This is a genomic window from Nocardiopsis yanglingensis (assembly GCF_045809185.1).
Classification (GTDB): Bacteria; Pseudomonadota; Gammaproteobacteria; order Xanthomonadales; family Xanthomonadaceae; genus Stenotrophomonas; species Stenotrophomonas yanglingensis.
Genome location: NZ_JBJNRH010000005.1, coordinates 183,088 through 199,616 on the forward strand (window position 1 = coordinate 183,088; position 16,529 = coordinate 199,616).

At 65.3% G+C, this 16,529-nt stretch carries 13 protein-coding genes; 7 read left to right on the forward strand and 6 right to left on the reverse strand.

The features are described from left to right. Nucleotides 1-174: 174 nt before the first annotated feature. The 3 genes from ACJ7C5_RS09905 to ACJ7C5_RS09915 all read right to left on the reverse strand — a co-directional run bounded on the left by ACJ7C5_RS09905 (nt 175) and on the right by ACJ7C5_RS09915 (nt 3,531). Nucleotides 175-1,284, reverse strand: coding sequence for a polyamine ABC transporter substrate-binding protein (locus ACJ7C5_RS09905; protein WP_004151739.1), 1,110 nt, complete (start codon nt 1,282-1,284; stop codon nt 175-177). Nucleotides 1,285-1,375: 91 nt separating this feature from the next. Beyond that, nucleotides 1,376-2,773 (reverse strand): glutamine synthetase family protein, encoded by a 1,398-nt coding sequence (locus tag ACJ7C5_RS09910; RefSeq protein ID WP_097049183.1) that lies wholly within the window; start codon nt 2,771-2,773, stop codon nt 1,376-1,378. Then, nucleotides 2,770-3,531: a gamma-glutamyl-gamma-aminobutyrate hydrolase family protein gene (locus tag ACJ7C5_RS09915; protein ID WP_412703776.1), complete on the reverse strand. Its 762-nt coding sequence runs from the start codon at nt 3,529-3,531 to the stop codon at nt 2,770-2,772. Before ACJ7C5_RS09915 ends, ACJ7C5_RS09910 begins: the two co-directional genes overlap by 4 nt. Before the next feature lie 161 nt (nt 3,532-3,692). Here ACJ7C5_RS09915 and ACJ7C5_RS09920 point away from each other — a divergent pair, with 161 nt between their 5' ends. The 3 genes from ACJ7C5_RS09920 to ACJ7C5_RS09930 all read left to right on the forward strand — a co-directional run bounded on the left by ACJ7C5_RS09920 (nt 3,693) and on the right by ACJ7C5_RS09930 (nt 8,410). After that, on the forward strand, nt 3,693-4,970 hold the full coding sequence (locus tag ACJ7C5_RS09920) for an NAD(P)/FAD-dependent oxidoreductase (protein ID WP_412703777.1): 1,278 nt from the start codon (nt 3,693-3,695) through the stop codon (nt 4,968-4,970). Nucleotides 4,971-5,021: 51 nt separating this feature from the next. Beyond that, entirely contained in the window at nt 5,022-6,629 is a 1,608-nt protein-coding gene (locus ACJ7C5_RS09925; protein ID WP_412703778.1) for an MASE1 domain-containing protein, read from the forward strand. Nucleotides 6,630-6,820: 191 nt separating this feature from the next. Continuing rightward, a complete protein-coding gene (locus ACJ7C5_RS09930) occupies nt 6,821-8,410 on the forward strand; it encodes an MASE1 domain-containing protein (protein WP_412703779.1) in 1,590 nt (529 codons plus the stop codon). Nucleotides 8,411-8,515: 105 nt separating this feature from the next. Here the strand turns inward: ACJ7C5_RS09930 and ACJ7C5_RS09935 are convergent, their stop codons facing one another. Continuing rightward, nucleotides 8,516-8,935 (reverse strand): hypothetical protein, encoded by a 420-nt coding sequence (locus ACJ7C5_RS09935; RefSeq protein ID WP_228756488.1) that lies wholly within the window; start codon nt 8,933-8,935, stop codon nt 8,516-8,518. A 345-nt stretch (nt 8,936-9,280) separates the two neighbouring features. Here ACJ7C5_RS09935 and ACJ7C5_RS09940 point away from each other — a divergent pair, with 345 nt between their 5' ends. The 3 genes from ACJ7C5_RS09940 (at nt 9,281) to ACJ7C5_RS09950 (ending at nt 12,802) form a co-directional block, all read left to right on the forward strand. After that, nucleotides 9,281-10,816 carry an MASE1 domain-containing protein gene (locus ACJ7C5_RS09940; RefSeq protein ID WP_412703806.1) on the forward strand — a complete coding sequence of 512 codons (1,536 nt, stop codon included), beginning with the start codon at nt 9,281-9,283 and terminating at the stop codon, nt 10,814-10,816. A gap of 95 nt (nt 10,817-10,911) precedes the next feature. Further along, nucleotides 10,912-12,255 carry a diguanylate cyclase gene (locus ACJ7C5_RS09945; protein ID WP_097049187.1) on the forward strand — a complete coding sequence of 448 codons (1,344 nt, stop codon included), beginning with the start codon at nt 10,912-10,914 and terminating at the stop codon, nt 12,253-12,255. A gap of 85 nt (nt 12,256-12,340) precedes the next feature. Next, nucleotides 12,341-12,802 (forward strand): bacteriohemerythrin, encoded by a 462-nt coding sequence (locus ACJ7C5_RS09950; RefSeq protein ID WP_004151683.1) that lies wholly within the window; start codon nt 12,341-12,343, stop codon nt 12,800-12,802. Here the strand turns inward: ACJ7C5_RS09950 and ACJ7C5_RS09955 are convergent. Next, nucleotides 12,783-14,054 (reverse strand): MFS transporter, encoded by a 1,272-nt coding sequence (locus ACJ7C5_RS09955; protein ID WP_412703780.1) that lies wholly within the window; start codon nt 14,052-14,054, stop codon nt 12,783-12,785. The genes ACJ7C5_RS09950 and ACJ7C5_RS09955 overlap by 20 nt on opposite strands. 177 nt (nt 14,055-14,231) lie before the next feature. Here ACJ7C5_RS09955 and ACJ7C5_RS09960 point away from each other — a divergent pair, with 177 nt between their 5' ends. Beyond that, nucleotides 14,232-14,873: a hypothetical protein gene (locus ACJ7C5_RS09960; RefSeq protein WP_412703781.1), complete on the forward strand. Its 642-nt coding sequence runs from the start codon at nt 14,232-14,234 to the stop codon at nt 14,871-14,873. A gap of 145 nt (nt 14,874-15,018) precedes the next feature. Here ACJ7C5_RS09960 and ACJ7C5_RS09965 read toward each other — a convergent pair whose 3' ends face one another. After that, complete coding sequence (locus ACJ7C5_RS09965) at nt 15,019-16,515, reverse strand: aldehyde dehydrogenase (protein WP_412703782.1); 1,497 nt, start codon at nt 16,513-16,515, stop codon at nt 15,019-15,021. Between the last annotated feature and the right edge of the window lie 14 nt (nt 16,516-16,529).

A 16,529-nucleotide genomic window follows, 5' to 3' on the forward strand; every position in this document is an offset into this window, starting at 1 on the left:
GGGCGGTGGACAGCGGCCGCCATTCTACCGGCCGGGGGCCGATGGGGATATGACGGCTGTGGGCGGCATCCACCGGGCCGGGGGGATCTGCAGATCTGGTGGGGGCCGACCGTTGGTCGGCCCTGCCGGAAAAGCGTGCCGACCAACGGTCGGCACCCACCTGCCAACCAGCCCTTAGCGGCCCGTCTTCACTTCGGTCCACAGCCGGGTGTAGAGCTTGTCGGTCTCCGGCGTGTTGATCGAGTAGGTGAACATCTTCTCGGCCACGTCGGCCGGCGGGTAGATGGTCGGGTCGGTACGGATCGCCTCATCCACCAGCGGGGTCGCGGTCGGCACCGGGTTGGCGTAGTGGATGAAGTTGGTGTTGGCCGCGGCAACCTTCGGCTGCAGCAGGTAGTTGATGAACGCGTAAGCGGCTTCCGGGTGCTTGGCATCCTTCGGGATCGCCAGCATGTCGAACCACTGCGGGGCGCCTTCCTTCGGGATCGAATAGGCCACGTGCACGCCATTGCTGGCTTCCTCGGCCCGGTCGCGGGCCTGGATGATGTCACCGGACCAGCCGACCACCAGGCAGGTACCACCGTTGGCCAGCGAACCCACGTACTGCGAGGAGTGGAAATTCTGCACGTACGGGCGGATCGACTTCAGCAGGTCGGCCGCCTTCTGCAGCTCGGCCGGGTCACCGCTGTGCGGGTCCAGGCCCAGGTAATGCAGCGCGATCGGAATCATGTCGGCCGGCGTGTCCAGAATGGTCACACCGCAGTCCTTCATCTTGCTGATGTTTTCCGGCTTGAACACCAGGTCCCAGCTGTTGGCGATGTCGGTGCTGCCGCCAAAGCGCTGCTTCAGCATCTCCACGTTGTAGCCGATGCCGGTGGTGCCGATCATGTACGGCACGCCGTACTGGTTGCCCGGGTCCTGGGTGGCGATGCGCTTCATCACCGCCGGATCGAGGTTGGCCAGGTTCGGGATCTTGCTCTTGTCCAGCGGCAGGAACACGCCGGCCTGGATCTGACGACCGAAGAAGTTCAGGGTCGGCACCACCACGTCGTAGCCGCTGTTGCCGGCCAGCAGCTTGGTCTCGACCATCTCATCACTGTCGAACACATCGTAGGTCACCTTGATGCCGCTCTCCTTCTCGAAGGTCGGGATGGTGTCCTCGGCGATGTAATCGCTGTAGTTGTAGACGTTCAGGACCTGGCTGTCCTGCGCGCCGCCGTTGCCACCGCTGCAGGCGGCAAGCATGGCGGAGGCCAGGCCGAGCGTGAGGATACGCAGCTTCATCGGGTGCTCCAGAATGCGGGAAGGGGGGCCGGCGGGGCCGGCAACGGGTGCCAGCCTACCCCCCGGCGGCGGATTTTTCTATTCCAGATGCTCAGACGTTCAGCAGCAGGAACTCGCGCTCCCACGAGCTGATGACGCGGAAGAAGGTCTCGTATTCCTTGCGCTTGACCGAAATGTAGGCGCGGCAGAAGCGCTCGCCCAGCAGCGCCTGCAGCTCGCTGCACTGCTCCAGCCCGTCCAGCGCCTCGCCCAGCGAGCGCGGCAGGTTGTAGCCCAGTTCCTTGGCGCTGCCGGTCACCGGTGCGTCCGGTGCCAACCGCTCGCGGATGCCCAACAGGCCGCAGGCCAGGGTCGCCGCCATCGCCAGGTAGGGGTTGGCGTCGGACCCGGCGAAACGGCTTTCCACGCGCATGTTCTCCGGCGTGTCCAGCGGCACGCGCAGCCCGCAGGTGCGGTTGTCATAGCCCCAGTGCACGTTGCTCGGCGAGACCTCGCCGAACACCAGCCGCCGATAGGAATTCACGTTCGGCGCGAAGAAGGCCATCGCCTGCGGCACGTACTTCTGCAGGCCGCCCAGATAGTGGCCGAACACCGGGCTGAACTCGCCTTCGGCATGGGTCTCACCGGCGAACACGTTGCTGCCATCGCTCACCCGCACCAGGCTCTGGTGGATGTGCATGGCGCTGCCCGGCTCGTTCTCCATCGGCTTGGCCAGGAACGTGGCATACACCCCGTGGCGCATCGCCGCCTCGCGCATGGTGCGCTTGAACAGGAACACCTGGTCGGCCAGGTCCATCGCATCGGCGTGGGTGAAGTTGACCTCCAGCTGCGCGGCGCCGGATTCGTGGATCAGCGTGTCCACGTCCAGCTTCATCGCATCGGCGTAGTCGTACATCAGGTCGAGGATCGGATCGAATTCGTTGACCGCGTCGATCGAGTACGACTGCCGCGCGGTTTCCGGGCGCCCGGAGCGGCCGGCCGGTGGCAGCAGCGGGAAGTCCGGGTCGGTGTTCTTCTGCACCAGGAAGAACTCCAGCTCCGGCGCCACCACCGGGCGCAGGCCCAGCTCGGCGTAGGCCGCCAGCACGCGGCGCAGCACGTTGCGCGGTGCCAGCTCATGTGGCTCACCGTTCTTGGTGTAGCAATCGTGGATGACCTGGGCGGTGGCATCGGCCGCCCACGGCACCATGCGCACCGTGTCCGGATCGGGGCGCAGCATCATGTCCGAGTCCGACGGCGACGTCAGGTCGTAGTAATCGTCAGGGAACTCGCCGGTGACGGTGGTGGCGAAGATACCTTCGGGCAGCCGCGTACCGTAGTCGTGCGAGAACTTGTCGGCGGGAATGATCTTGCCGCGCGCGTTGCCGGTGATGTCCGGCACCAGGCACTCGACCTCGGTGATGCGCCGCTCCTTCAGCCAGCGCAGCAGGCTGCTTTCCTGCGGTGCGGGGGGCGTGGCCGTCTTGCGCGGGCGCGTTCGGGAGCTCATCGGGAATCCAGTCGGTTCTGTTGGTGCTGTCGGCAAGCTTGGCCGAACGCACGGAAAATAGCGTGATAGAACGGCGCCTGCATGACACGCCACTCCGGATGCCACTGTACGCCGAGCACGAAACCATGGTGCAGGCTGCGCGCCGCCTCGACCAGTCCATCATCAGCCACGGCCTCGATCTGCAGGCCCTGCGCGAGGCGGGCAATGCCCTGCCCGTGCACCGAATTGACCTGCACGCGATCGCTTCCGTACCACTGCGTCAGCCAGCCATCGGCAACCAGGGTAACCGCGTGGGCCGGCCCGTACTGCACCTCCACCGGCGCCTGTGGATCTTCACGATGGTCAGCCAGGCCAGGCACCGCGTGTACCTGCGGATGCAGGCTGCCACCCAGCGCGACGTTCAGTTCCTGGAGGCCACGGCAGATCGCCAGAACCGGCAGGTCCAACGCCAGCGCTTCGCGCAGCAGCGCAAAGGCGTTGGCATCCCGGGCCGGGTCGTGCGGATTGCTTGGCCAGCTGCGGCCGCCCTCATAGTGCTGCGGTTCGATATTGCTGACCGCACCGGTCAGCAGCAGGCCATCGAGCCCGCGCAACCACTCCGCAGCCGGCAACGGCGGCTGCAGGCTCGGCAACAGTACCGGGGTTACCTCGGCGGCCTCGGCCAGCGCGCGCACGTACTTCTCGCCGGCCACCGCAAAGCGGTGATGGCCGAGCACGGTGCTGTCGGTGGGCAGGCCCACCCAGGGCAGGCGGCGCATGGGAAAACTCCTTGGCGTGCCGACACGTTACCCGTCGCCCGGCGAACGCGGCAAGTCGTCACCGTCACACCATGGCCGTCACGCATCGGCGAAACTAAGGGCGTGAACGCTGATCGCCCTCCCCCGCTCCGCCCGTCCGTACTGCGCCCGCAAGGCCTGCGATGAGCGCCGCCTTCCCGCCCAGCTGGTATGCCGCCAGCCTGCCCGAGCCGCCCGCACTTCCCTCGCTGCAGGGGAATGTGCAGGCCGATGTCGCAGTGCTTGGCGCGGGCTACACCGGCCTGACCGCAGCACTGGAACTGGCTACGCGTGGCCAGCGCGTGGTGGTGCTGGACGCGCAGCGGATCGGTTGGGGCGCGTCCGGTCGCAATGGTGGCCAGGCGCTGGTCGGCTATGGCTGCGAGGTGGACGAACTGGAGCGTCAGCTCGGTCGTGATGATGCGTGCCACCTGTTCGACTGGTCGCGTGACGCGGTGCAGGCGATGCGCACTCGCATCGATCATCATCGCATCGACTGCCATTGGGTGGAGGGCCACGCCAGCGTCGCGATCCGCGAACGCCATGAGCGTGAACTACTGGCCAACTGCGAGCACCTGCAGCGCCACTACGACTACCCCATGCAGTGGTGGGGCCGTGATGCCCTGCGCGCGCAGCTGGACAGCCCGCGCTACCGTGCCGCGATGTTCGACCCGCTCAGCGCGCACCTGCAGCCCCTGGCCTATGCCCGCGGACTGGCCGATGCAGCGCGCGCGGCCGGCGTGGTGATCCACGAGAACTCCGCAGTGACCCGCGTGCAGCGTGGACCGCAGCCTGCCCTGCACACCGCCTTGGGCAGCGTGCGCGCTGCGCATCTGGTGGTGGCCGGCAACGCCTGGCTGCAGGGCCTGCTGCCCGAGCTGGAACGGCGGATCATGCCGGTCGGCACCTATATCGGCGCCAGCCAGCCGCTGGGTGCTGAACGCGCCCGGGCCCTGATCGGCAACAACATGGCCGTGGCCGACACCGCCTGGGCACTGGATTACTTCCGTCTCAGCCACGACCACCGCCTGCTGTTTGGCGGCCGCGCCAGCTACTCGGCGCTGCCCCCACCCGGCCTGCGCGGGGTGATGCAGCGGCGCATGCATGAGGTGTTCCCGCAGTTGGCCGACGTGGCGCTGGAGCAGGTCTGGGGCGGTTATGTGGACATTACCCGCAACCGCGCCCCGCATTGGGGCCGGCTGGACGGCAACCTGTACTTCGCGCAGGGGTTCTCCGGCCATGGGGTGGCCGCCGCCGGGCTGGCCGGCGAGGTGATCGCCGCCGCGATTGCCGGCCAGAGCGAGCGCCTGGACGTGTTCCAGCGCCTGCGGCACGCGCCCTTCCCTGGTGGGCGGCTGCTGCGGATGCCGCTGCTGGTGGCAGCGATGTCGTGGTACAAGCTGCGGGATGCGTTGTGGTAGCGGAACCCTTCCCGCCCACATAATCGGTGCAGGAGCTGGGGGAGCACGTGGATGCAGTGGTGGAAAGACGGCCTGCTGGTGAGGATACGGGTCAGCCCCGAGGGGCTGGTGCTCGCACTCGTCTATGCCGTCGCCTGCTGGGGTGCGCGCAAACTGTCATTGGACCAGTTCTTCCTGCCTGCCGGCGTACGGGTGGCCGCATTGCTGTTGTGCCCGCCTCGACTGTGGCCCTACCTGCTGATTGGTGAATACGCCTACTTCGCGCATCTGCGCATCCCCCTGATCAGCAAATACAACCTGACCTGGGTGATCCTGGCCTCGGTGTTCCTGATGCCTGCCGTGATGCTGATCGTGCGCCTGCACCGAAAGCTGCTGGCACGCACCACGATCGTCGGCGTGATCTCCATCGCGGTATGCGCCGCGACGATCATCAGCCTGCTCAACCTGGGAATCTCGTACCTGCTCTGGGAGCCGTTGCAGAACGCGTCATTCATCACCAACGTGTTGCGCTATGCGCTGGGCGATTTCACTGGCATCCTCATCCTGGCGCCACTCGCACTGCTCTGGATCCGTCGCGCCGAGGAGCAATGGACGCCCCGGTCCGTTGCTGCTGTGGCAGGAGCACTCGCAGCCATGCTGGTCGTTGGCCTGCAGGCAACTCCGGTACCTGCCTCGATCACGGCGCCTGGCTCGCTGCAGTTGTTGTTGATCCTGCCTATTCCCGCAATCGCCCTGACCTGCCTGCTGGGATGGCGCGGTGCGGCCATCGGTGTCGCCGCCGTTAACATGATTCTTGGCGTCAGCACCCCCGCCGACCATCCGACGGCATTCGACCCGGCCACTTTCGCTACCCAGCAGGCCATGGCCATCGCCAGCATCGCCCTGCTGTTGCTGGGCGCGCGCATCACCCACTTCCAGAACCAGCACCGGTTGCGCGAGGAAGATGGCAGAGCGGCACTGCAGCTTGCACGGAATTCACATCTGGCCAGCGAGATGGACCTGCGTGAGCGCGCGGCCCATCTGCGCCAGTTGGGCGATGGCATGGACCTGTCGCTGAACGAAATGGTGAACTGGCTGCATGCGCAGGGCCATCACGCCGTGGCCGACAGCCTGCGGCATACCTCGGAGGTGCATTCACGCCTGTTCCGGGCCCAGGCCAGCATGATCTATCCCGCCGCCCTGGAACGGCTGGGCTTGTACGTGGCCTTGCAGGCGGGTGGAGTGCGTGAGGCGTGGAATGCCACGCATCGAATCGGGCAACCCAGGTTAATGGGTGATCCGTGTCAGCTCAGCCCCGGCTTGCAGCTGGCAGCCTATCGCTCGATCGTCGAAGCGGTTTCGATCCTCCTGGGCAGCGAGAAAGGCCAGCTCATGGTCCGGGCCCGCTGCGGGCAACGTGCCGGTCACCGCGGCATCGTCGTTGTGGTTGCGGCGATGGATCCGCATCAGACGCTGTCAACGGCAACCCTCGATCTTGCAACGTCCCAATTATCTGCTCGGATAACCGCCTATCGTGGTGCGCTGCATTGTGGCCGTAGGAGAATCAGGCTGATGCTGGTTGAAGCAGCCGATGCATCACAGGGCGAAGAGGCCTCGGTCTGGGGAACCGGTGTACCTGCCGGACTGCAGCCGCCCGGGACAGCCCCCCACTCTTTGTAGCCCGGTGAAAAATGCGATGAATATCACAACCTTGTCGTGACATTCTCCAAGTCTCCTTTTCGTATGCCCGCATCACGGATAGTAGGGTGAGATTGCGCCCATCTGAATCTATCGATACTGTCGCGCTGAAGGGAGTGCGTCATGTATCGACTGGACAGCGATAGTGTTCGACGAGCAGGGGAGGCTTGCGTTTGAAGTGGCTGAGAAATGGGTTTGAGCTGAGTTTCCGTATCCGCCCGGCAGGCCTTGCGCTGGCGGTACTCTACGCTGTCGCGTGCTGGACCACCTGGCACCTTTCCGTCGATCAGTTCTTCCTTCCGGCTGGAATCCGTGTTGCGGCGCTCTTGCTGACCCCGAAGCGAATGTGGGCCTATCTGGTCCTTGGCGAGTATGCCTACTTCGCCCACATGCGCTATCCGATGATTGAAGATTACGGAATGGCCTGGGTCATTTTCGGATCCGCATGCCTCATACCAGCAGTGGCGCTGATCGTTCATCTTCATCACAAGCTGATTGCTTCCACCACCGAAAGCTGGTTGCTTTCGATCGCGGCATCCGCTGCGCTGGTGGCCACTGCTCTCAAGCTCGGTCTGATTCACATGCTGTGGCCAGCTCCACCGAGCATGCCGTTCTACACGAACGCGATGCTCTACGTGCTCAGCGACTACATTGCAATCCTTACGGTCGCGCCCCTGGCGCTGCTCTGGATACGCCGACACAGCGGCTATGACTGGACGACCTGGCGACGCCGACCGACCATCGCAGCCCTCACTTCGCTGGGCATGCTGGGCGCCCTGCTGCTCCAGGTCAGCACGGAGGATCACTCGGCACGAGCAACGCTGCAGTTGTTGCTGGTGCTGCCAGTCATCGCACTGACTTGCATGCACGGTTGGCGAGGGGCCGCTGTGGGTGTTCCTCTGATGAACATCATCCTCAGCCAGACCATGCCAACCACGGGTCTGCCCGGGTCATTCGACGAGACCACTTTCTTCACCCAGCAGATCATTGCCATCACTAGTACAGCGCTTATCGCGCTGGGACCGCGCATCACCCATCATTACAATCAGCGCACACCTGTAGCGATGTCAGCATCGCGGGTCAATGCACTCTCGCGCTCGGCGCATCTTGCCAACGAGCAGGACCTGCGCGAACGCGCGCTGGGCCTGCGCCAGATTGCAGATGACATCGAAGAGGCTCTGGGAGAGACCGTGCAACAACTCAAGGCCGATGGCCATGAAGTTCCTGCGTCTGATTTGCTCCGCACCTTCTCGCAACGCTCACGACGATTCCGTGAACTGACCAGTATGGTCTATCCCACGGAGCTCGAGCATGCAGGCCTCTATGTCGCCTTGCGTGCCGGGGGACTCAGCGAAACCTGGAACGCCAGCCATCGCATCGTCCGTCCGATACTTGGCGGGGATCCATGCCAGCTGAGCATGGGCCTGCAGCTTGCCGCGTATCGCACCTTTGCCGAAGCCGTATCCCTTTTCCTGAAGGACGAATCCGGCCAGATCCAGATCAGCGCTCGCTGCGGTCGCTATAGAGGCGTGCACGGTATCGTGCTGAGGGTCGCGCTGCTGGACCGACATCGCACACTCGCCTCGCGAACCATGGAAAGCGCCATTGATCGACTCTCTGCACGCGTGCACGCCTATTCCGGACGCGTGCAATGCCGGGGCCACCGCATCACCATGGTGTTGCTGGACACCACAGGCGAGGCCGAGCGCGGAACACTTCCATACAAGCGAAACGACATTTGCGAGACGCCCGCGCGCCAGTGATCGCAGGCGGACGATCGAGCCCAGGCGACGCCTGTGGCTCGCCCCGCAGAGGTGTTTCCTCCCTCTGCGAAGCAAGCAACAGGCAGGCCACCTGTATTCAGCCCGTCATTTGTTACTGACCTCGCGCTCGACGGACCAGACTGCCCCACGCCCCTCTCCATAGACGACCAGAGAAAAATCAGGCCCGCGGAAGACAACGCTGCGGCGAGCATTCTTCGGTATCGCCAAAGGCTTGGACGGCAACGACACGCGAGCTACGGTCTTGCCGGCCGGCAATGCCCAGAACGTCGATTCGATGTTGGCAACGATCAGATTGACCTGGCCGGTCAGATCATTGACCTGGTAGTACGACACTCCATCCCGCTCGAATGCGTAGACAAGCCATGCGGGATCTGAACTCAGATCAAGCGCCGCAGGCTGGCTCTCACCCAACCCAGCCGTTGCCAGTGGTACACCCTGCCCTCCGCCCGGACAGCAGGCAAACGACAGCGCAGGAACGACCAGCAGCGCAGCAGCGGCGCTCAACTTCGACAACCGGGAAAATCTCACAGGCATCTCCATGATTGAAAGGTGGACAACATCAATGCAACACAGGCGCGGCCTTGGCAGATAGTGCAATATCCTCTGAGTGCCCGCTGGCGACGTGAACAATCTCAGGACACGCCTCCCTGTCAGCATACTTTCGCCGCTCACAACCCCGCCGTTCACATCACTCGCCCTACGTGGATTCGGACAACGGCGGAGTTTCTGCCAATACCGTTGCACACCTCGCGAAGTACCGCTACTTTCGCCGCTGGACCGTTACCGCCCCGAGGGAATGTGAGCGTTGCTCGCGCACCAGCCCATCCGAGATGGAGCACCGTGAAGAACATGGCACTAGCCGGCATTCCAGTGCACCCGGCTGGGCTTCTCTTGGCTGCCGCGTACGCTATTGCCTGCGTTTCCGCCCGACAGTTTTCCCTGGACCAGTTTTTCCTTCCCGCCGGTATCCGCGTGGCAGCGCTTTTGATCGTTCCACAACGCCGATGGCCTTATGTATTGCTGGGAGAATTGGGCTACTTTGCATATCTGCGCATCCCTACGATCGACGAGTACGGTCTGGAATGGGTCATCCTGGCGTCCACGCTGCTGATGCCGATGGCCATGCTGGTAGTTCACCTCCATCTGAGAAAAACCATATCCGAGGCAGCCACCGGATTCTGGCTGCTGTCCCTTTCAATCTCGGCAGCGGTTGCGGTTACCGGCCTCAACCTGAGTCTTTCTCGCCTCCTGTGGCCAGTTCCTCCCCCGGACACCCTGCTGGATGCTGCCGAAAGAGTCGTATTTGGTCATTTTGCCGCGATCATTACCATGGCCCCCCTGGCCCTTCTTTGGGCCCGGCGGCGCTCCGGTTCTCCATGGCAGAAGAGGTTGCTCGTTCCATCCCTCGTGGCCATTGCTCTGATGCTGGCCCTGGGGCTGTGCATGCAGCTGATTTCGACGGATGCCCATTCGACCCGTACCCACCTTGTGCTGTTGGCGGCACTCCCAGCCATCACCCTGACCTTCATGCATGGATGGCGTGGCGCTGCCATCGCGATTCCACTGTTGAACCTTCCCCTTCATTTCGCCACCCCCAGCACCGGCCTGCCGGCCTCGTTCGATCTGGGCACGTTTTCCACCCAACAGAACATGGCGGTGATGAGTGTCGCGCTGCTTGCGCTCGGTTCCAGCATCAGCTATCACCATCAGCGCGCCCGATCCCGCGGTCTGGCCGAGGAAACGACGCTGCGCCTGACACGCAGTTCTCACCAGACCAGCGAACGTGAGCTGCGTGAACGGGCCGCCCATCTGAAGCGTCTGGGCGACGGCATGGACAGCTCGCTCGTTGAAATGGTCAGCTGGCTCAAATCGCAGGGCCATCATGCCGTGGCGAACAGCCTGCAACACGCGTCATCCGTGCACTCACGTCTGTTCCGCGAGCAGGCCAGCATGGTCTACCCCACTGGATTGGAACAGGTGGGGTTGTACATCGCGCTGCAAGCAGGCGGCGCATGCGAGATCTGGAACAACACGCATCGCGTCATTCCGCCCAGGCTGGCGGGTAACCCCTGCCTGCTGACTGTGGATCTGCAATTGGCCATCTACCGCTCCTTGATCGAGGCGGTGTCACTGCTGCTGGAGCTGGAGACTGGGCAGGTCTACGTGCGTGCCCGAAGTGGCCAGGCGGGCGGACGTCGCGGCATCGTTGCTATCGTGAGCCTGCTCGACCGTGGTTGCACGCTATCGGCACGCACCACCGACCAGGCCGTCGAGCGTCTGGCCGGACGGATGCTTGCCTACGGCGGAACGGTCCACTGCCGAGGCAATCGCCTGCGACTGGTCCTGCATGAATCGATCACCCACGCGTCGCCAGCGGCGGCCTGATACGGAATCTTGCCCAGCGCACAGCGTTCACCTCTAAAGTTGCGCCCGAAACCGCCGCTATCCGTGCCGAGCCCTCCTCCGTGAGCCACCGCCTCATGCCCGTCCTGCCGCAGGTCGCCGTCGATGGCGACCTGGCTGATCCCCTGCCACAACGGATTCTGCTGGTCGAAAACTCCCGTGCCTTCACCGGCATGCTGCGCGAGGCCATCGAGCAACGCCTGGAACTGCCGGTGGTGATCGCTTCCACCCTCGCCGAGGCCGATCGCCTGCTGAGCGAAGGCGGCGGCTGGTTCCTGGTGCTGACCGGGTTGGTGCTGGCCGACGGCGACCGTGATGCGGTGGTCGAGTTCTTCCTCAAGCGCGACCTGCCCACCGTGGTGGTCAGCGGCGTGTACGACGAGGACCTGCGCAAGCGCGTGCTGCAGCAGCAGATCATCGACTACGTGCTGAAGAACACCCCCGGCAGCATCGACTATCTGGTGTGGCTGGTGCAGCGGCTGGAACGCAACCGTCGCATTGCCGCGCTGGTGGTGGACGATTCGCCGTCCGCGCGTGGCTATGCCGCGGCCCTGCTGCGCATGTACGGCCATGAGGTGCATGAAGCCGCCGACGGCAACGAGGGCCTGGCTGCAATCGAAGCGCATCCGGCAATCCGCCTGGCGGTGGTCGACCAGGAAATGCCCGGCATGCAGGGCGTGGAATTCACCCGCCGCCTGCGCACCCTGCGATCGCGCGACAAGGTGGCGGTGATCGGCATCTCCGGCAATACCGATGCCTCGCTGATCCCACGCTTCCTGAAGAACGGTGCCAACGACTTCCTGCGCAAGCCGTTCTCGCGCGAGGAATTCTTCTGCCGCGTCTCGCAGAACGTGGACCAGCTGGAACTGATCGGCACCCTGCAGGATCTGGCCACCCGCGACTTCCTCACCGGCCTCCCCAACCGCCGCTGCTTCCTGGAGCAGAGCCAGCGCCAGTTGCCGCAGCTGCAGTTGCATGGCCAGTGCGTGGCGGTAGCGATGATCGACATCGACCACTTCAAGCACATCAATGACACCCATGGCCATGAAGCCGGCGATGATGCGCTGCGCGCGGTGGCCGGTGCGGTGGCCGCACACGCACGCAGCCAGGATCTGATCGCACGCTTCGGCGGCGAAGAGTTCTGCCTGCTGGTGCCGGACATGGAACAGGACGAGGCGCTGCTGTACTTCGAGGAACTGCGCCAGCGCATCGCCGCACTGGAAGTGGACATCGGCACCGCCACCCTGCGCATGACCGTGAGCATCGGCCTGTGCTGCCTGCGTCCGCAACGCGATGCACTGCACCGGTTGATCTCCGAGGCCGACCGCCAGCTGTATCTGGCCAAGGCCGGTGGCCGCAACCGGGTCAGCTGCACCACGGTGGCCAGCCCGCTGCGCCCGCGCGAGCCTGCCCTGCCCTGACCAGCCCGCTTTGATCCAGATCAACGCCGCACCCGCGCGGCGGCTCTACAGTCGGCCCCGACATACGCATGAAGGGGAGCCGGGGATGGCACTACTGGTCTGGCAGGACGATCTGAACATCGGCATCGATGTGATCGACCAACAACACCGCCGCATCATCGAGATGCTCAACCACCTGCACGTGGCCCAGGCCAGCATGCAGCGTGCGGCGGTGGGAGAAGTGATCGACGAGGTGGTGGACTACACCATGTCGCACTTCGCGTTCGAGGAAGAGCTGATGGAGGAAGCAGGCTACCCGTTCTGCGCCGCGCACAAGCGCGTGCATGAGGTCTTCATCAAACGGGTATCGGAATACCGCATGCGCTTCCAGGCCGGCGAGGACATCAGCGACGAGCTGCGCACCATGCTCTCACGCTGGTTGTTCAACCACATCCGCGGCGACGACCAGGCCTACGCCGAACAGGTCAAGGCGCACCTGAACCAGTTCGCCCGCGAGCATCAGGGCGGCGGTTGGCTGGGCCGCACGCTCAAGCGCTTCTTTGGTTGAGCCGCAGGGCGCGCCGGTGCAGTGCCACCAGCGCGCACAGGGTCGCCACCGCGGTCAGGCACAGGTAGTAGCCTACCGCGACCAGGCCGAAGCGTTCGGCCAGCCAGGTGGCCAGGTACGGCGCCGGTGCCGCGCCGAGGATGCCGGCCAGGTTGAATGACAGCGACGCGCCCGTATAGCGCACCTCCACCGGGTAGATCTCGGCCAGGAAGGTGCCGCAGGGGCCGTAGGTCAGGCCCATCAGGAACAGGCCCAGGCACAGGAAGCCAGTGACCAGCCACGGGCTGTGCGGTTGGAACAGCGGTGCGAACAGCACACCGAAGCCGACGATCAGTACGCTGGCGACAATCATCGTGCGCCGCGTGCCCCAACGGTCGCCATAGCGCGCCGACAGCGGGATGCCCAGCGCGAAGAACAGCATGCCAGCCATCTGCATCAGCAGGAACTGCTCGCGGCTGTAGCCCAGCACCGCAGTGCCATGGCCGAGACTGAACACCGTCATCAGGTAGAACAGCACGAAGGTGGCGAACGCACCCAGCGTGCCCAGCAGCATCGGCACCGGGTGGTCACGCAGCACCGTCAGCATCGGCAGCCGCACCGGCGCCTTGCGTTCCAGCGCCTTCTTGAAGTCGGGGGTCTCGTGGATGTTCAGCCGCACCCACAGGCCGAGGCCGACCAGCAGCGCGCTGGCCACGAACGGGATGCGCCAGCCCCACTGCAGGAAATCGGCCTGGCTCAGGCAGCGGCCGAGCACGAGGAAGATGCCGGCTGACAGCAGGAAGCCGAGCGGCGCACCCAGCTGCGGGAACATGCCGTACCAGGCGCGCTTGCCCGGCGGTGCATTCTCGGTGGCCAGCAGCACCGCCCCGCCCCACTCACCGCCCAGCCCCAGGCCCTGGCCGAAACGGCACAGCGCCAGCAGCGCGGGGGCCCACAGGCCAATCTGCGCATGAGTCGGCAACAGGCCGATCAGCACCGTGGACAGGCCCATGGTCAGCAGCGCGGCCACCAGCGTGGCCTTGCGGCCGATGCGGTCACCGAAGTGGCCGAACACAGCCGAGCCGACCGGGCGCGCGATGAACGCCACCGCGAAGGTCGCCAGTGACTGCAGCAGCGCCGCCTGTTCGCTGCTGTCCGGGAAGAACAGGTGCGGGAACACCAGCACCGCGGCCGTGGCGTAGATGTAGAAATCGAAGAATTCGATGGTGGTGCCGATCAGGCTGGCCAGCAGGACACGGCGGGGAGAATTCACGGGCGGTGCGGCAGCGGTGATCGTCGACATCGGCAACACGGGTAACGGCGGATCGCCCGATTCTGCCACGGGCCGATGGCCGCACGGGGCGATGGTTTCAGCCGACACCGATGCCAACGAAATTTTTCGGGTCGCCCGCTAGGCTGCGCCACCGGTCCCTGCATGGATGCTTTGCCGATGACTGCAGTCGCGCTGTCGTGGTCCGATTCGCCGAAGCTGCCGCGCATGGCGGCGTGGCTGGTGGTACTGCTTGTGCATGGGTTGATGGCACTGTGGCTGCTGGGCAGTGGCAGGGTGACGCTGCGCAGCGATGAAGCTGCCAGGATTTCATTGCGCTGGTTGCCGCCGGACCAACCCGCGGCGGTTCAACCACAGCCGGCGCTGCCCTCCGCATCGGCGGCGCGGCCCGCCGCATCGACAGCGCCACGCCCGACCCCGGCTGCACCCACGGATGCCATTGCCCCCGCGTCCGAGGAACCGCCTGCAACGGCGCCACTGATGCTGGACCTGCCTGCGGGCAGCATCGATGGCGGTGACGGCATCAGCGCAGCGGGCGTGGCCCCACGCCTGATCGGTCGGCGCGAGGTCCATCCCGCGTTCGGGCCGCGCCGCAACTACTTCCGCATCCGTCGGCAGATGAGCCCCGAGCAGATCGTGCATGGGGTGGCGCAGCTGCTGGGTTTGTGGCCACCGGGGTACATTGTCGACCCCTGCGAACTGGGCAAGCAGGACATGGAGTATTTCCAGAACGCCGTCGAAGAAGCCGACCGCGACATGCTGCGTGCGGCAGTGCTGCAGGTGAGTGCCCGCTGCCGGTAGCGGGCACTCCTCTGCAGAGCCGAGCCCATGCTCGGCTGGGTGTTCGAGCGTGCGGACCAACGGTCCGCAGCTACCGGGCAGGGGGAGCAGCCGAGCATGGGCTCGGCTCTACAGAACAGCACGAAGCCGTCCAGCAAGCACGTCGTTACAACTGGATCCAGGTGGCCTTGATCTCGCTGTACTTGTCGAAGGCGTGCAGTGACTTGTCGCGGCCGTTGCCGGACTGCTTGTAGCCGCCGAACGGTGCGGTCATGTCCCCGCCATCCCAGCCGTTCACCCAGACGCTGCCCGCGCGCAGCTGGCGCGCGACGCGATGGGCGCGGCCGAGATCACGCGTCCACAGGCCGGCGGCGAGGCCGTAGCGGCTGTCGTTGGCCAGGCGCACCGCTTCGGCTTCGTCGTCGAAGCCGAGCACGGCCAGCACCGGCCCGAATACTTCCTCGCGCGCCAAGGCCTGCTCCGGGCGCACCTGGTCGAACACCGTCGGCTGCACATAGCTGCCGCCGGCCTCCACCTCGGCCCGTCGCCCACCCAGTAGCAACCGCGCACCCTCACCTTCAGCGCGTGCGATGTCGTCCATCACCTTGTCCAGATGCGCGGCATCCACCAGCGCGCCCATCGGTGCGTCGGCTTCAAGCGGGTGGCGTGGCTGCATGTGCTGGCCGTAGGCAACCACCTGGTGCACGAAATCCTCGCGGATCGAGCGCTGTACCAGCAGCCGCGAACCGGCGGTACAGACTTCGCCCTGGTTGAAGAAGATGCCCTGTGCCACGGCCTTGGCCGCCGCGTCCAGATCGGGGGCGTCGGCGAACACCACGTGCGGGCTCTTGCCACCGCATTCCAGCCAGACCCGCTTGAGGTTGGATCGCCCGGAATACTCCAGCAGCTTCGCGCCGGTGGCAGTGGAACCGGTGAAGGCCAGCACGTCCACATCCATATGCAGGGCCAGCGGTTCACCGACGCGCGCACCGTGGCCGGGCAGCACGTTCAGCACGCCCTCCGGCAGGCCCGCCTCGGCGGCCAGTGCGGCCAACCGCAGCGCACTCAGCGGTGACCGCTCGGACGGCTTGAGCACGACCGAGTTGCCCATCGCCAGCGCCGGCGCGATCTTCCAGCAGGCCATCAGCAACGGGAAATTCCACGGCACGATGGCCGCCACCACGCCCGCGGCCTCGCGCGTGACCAGCCCCAGCTCGTGCGGCCCGGTGGGCGCTACCTCGCCATACAGTTTGTCCACCGCTTCGGCGGTCCAGCTCAGGCAGCGCACCACACCGGGCAGGTCGATACGGCGCGCGTCACGCACCGGCTTACCCATGTCCAGGGTTTCCAGCAGGGCCAGTTCATCGGCGTGCGCTTCCACCAATGCCGCCAGCGCCAGCAGCACGCGCTTGCGATGGCCCGGGCTCGCCTGCGACCAGTGGCCCGCCTCGAAGCTGCGCCGCGCGGCCAGCACCGCGCGCTCGACATCCTGCGCGTCACAGTCGGCAACCGCGCCCAGCACGCGACCGTCGATCGGGCTGATGCAGTCGAAGCGGGCGCCACTGGCGGCATCGACATAGCGGCCGTCGATGAAGGCCTGGCCCGGCATCGACAGCTGGAGGGCCAGCGCCTGCCAATGGCTGCGGTCGGGGAAATCGGCCATGGGAAGCTCCAACA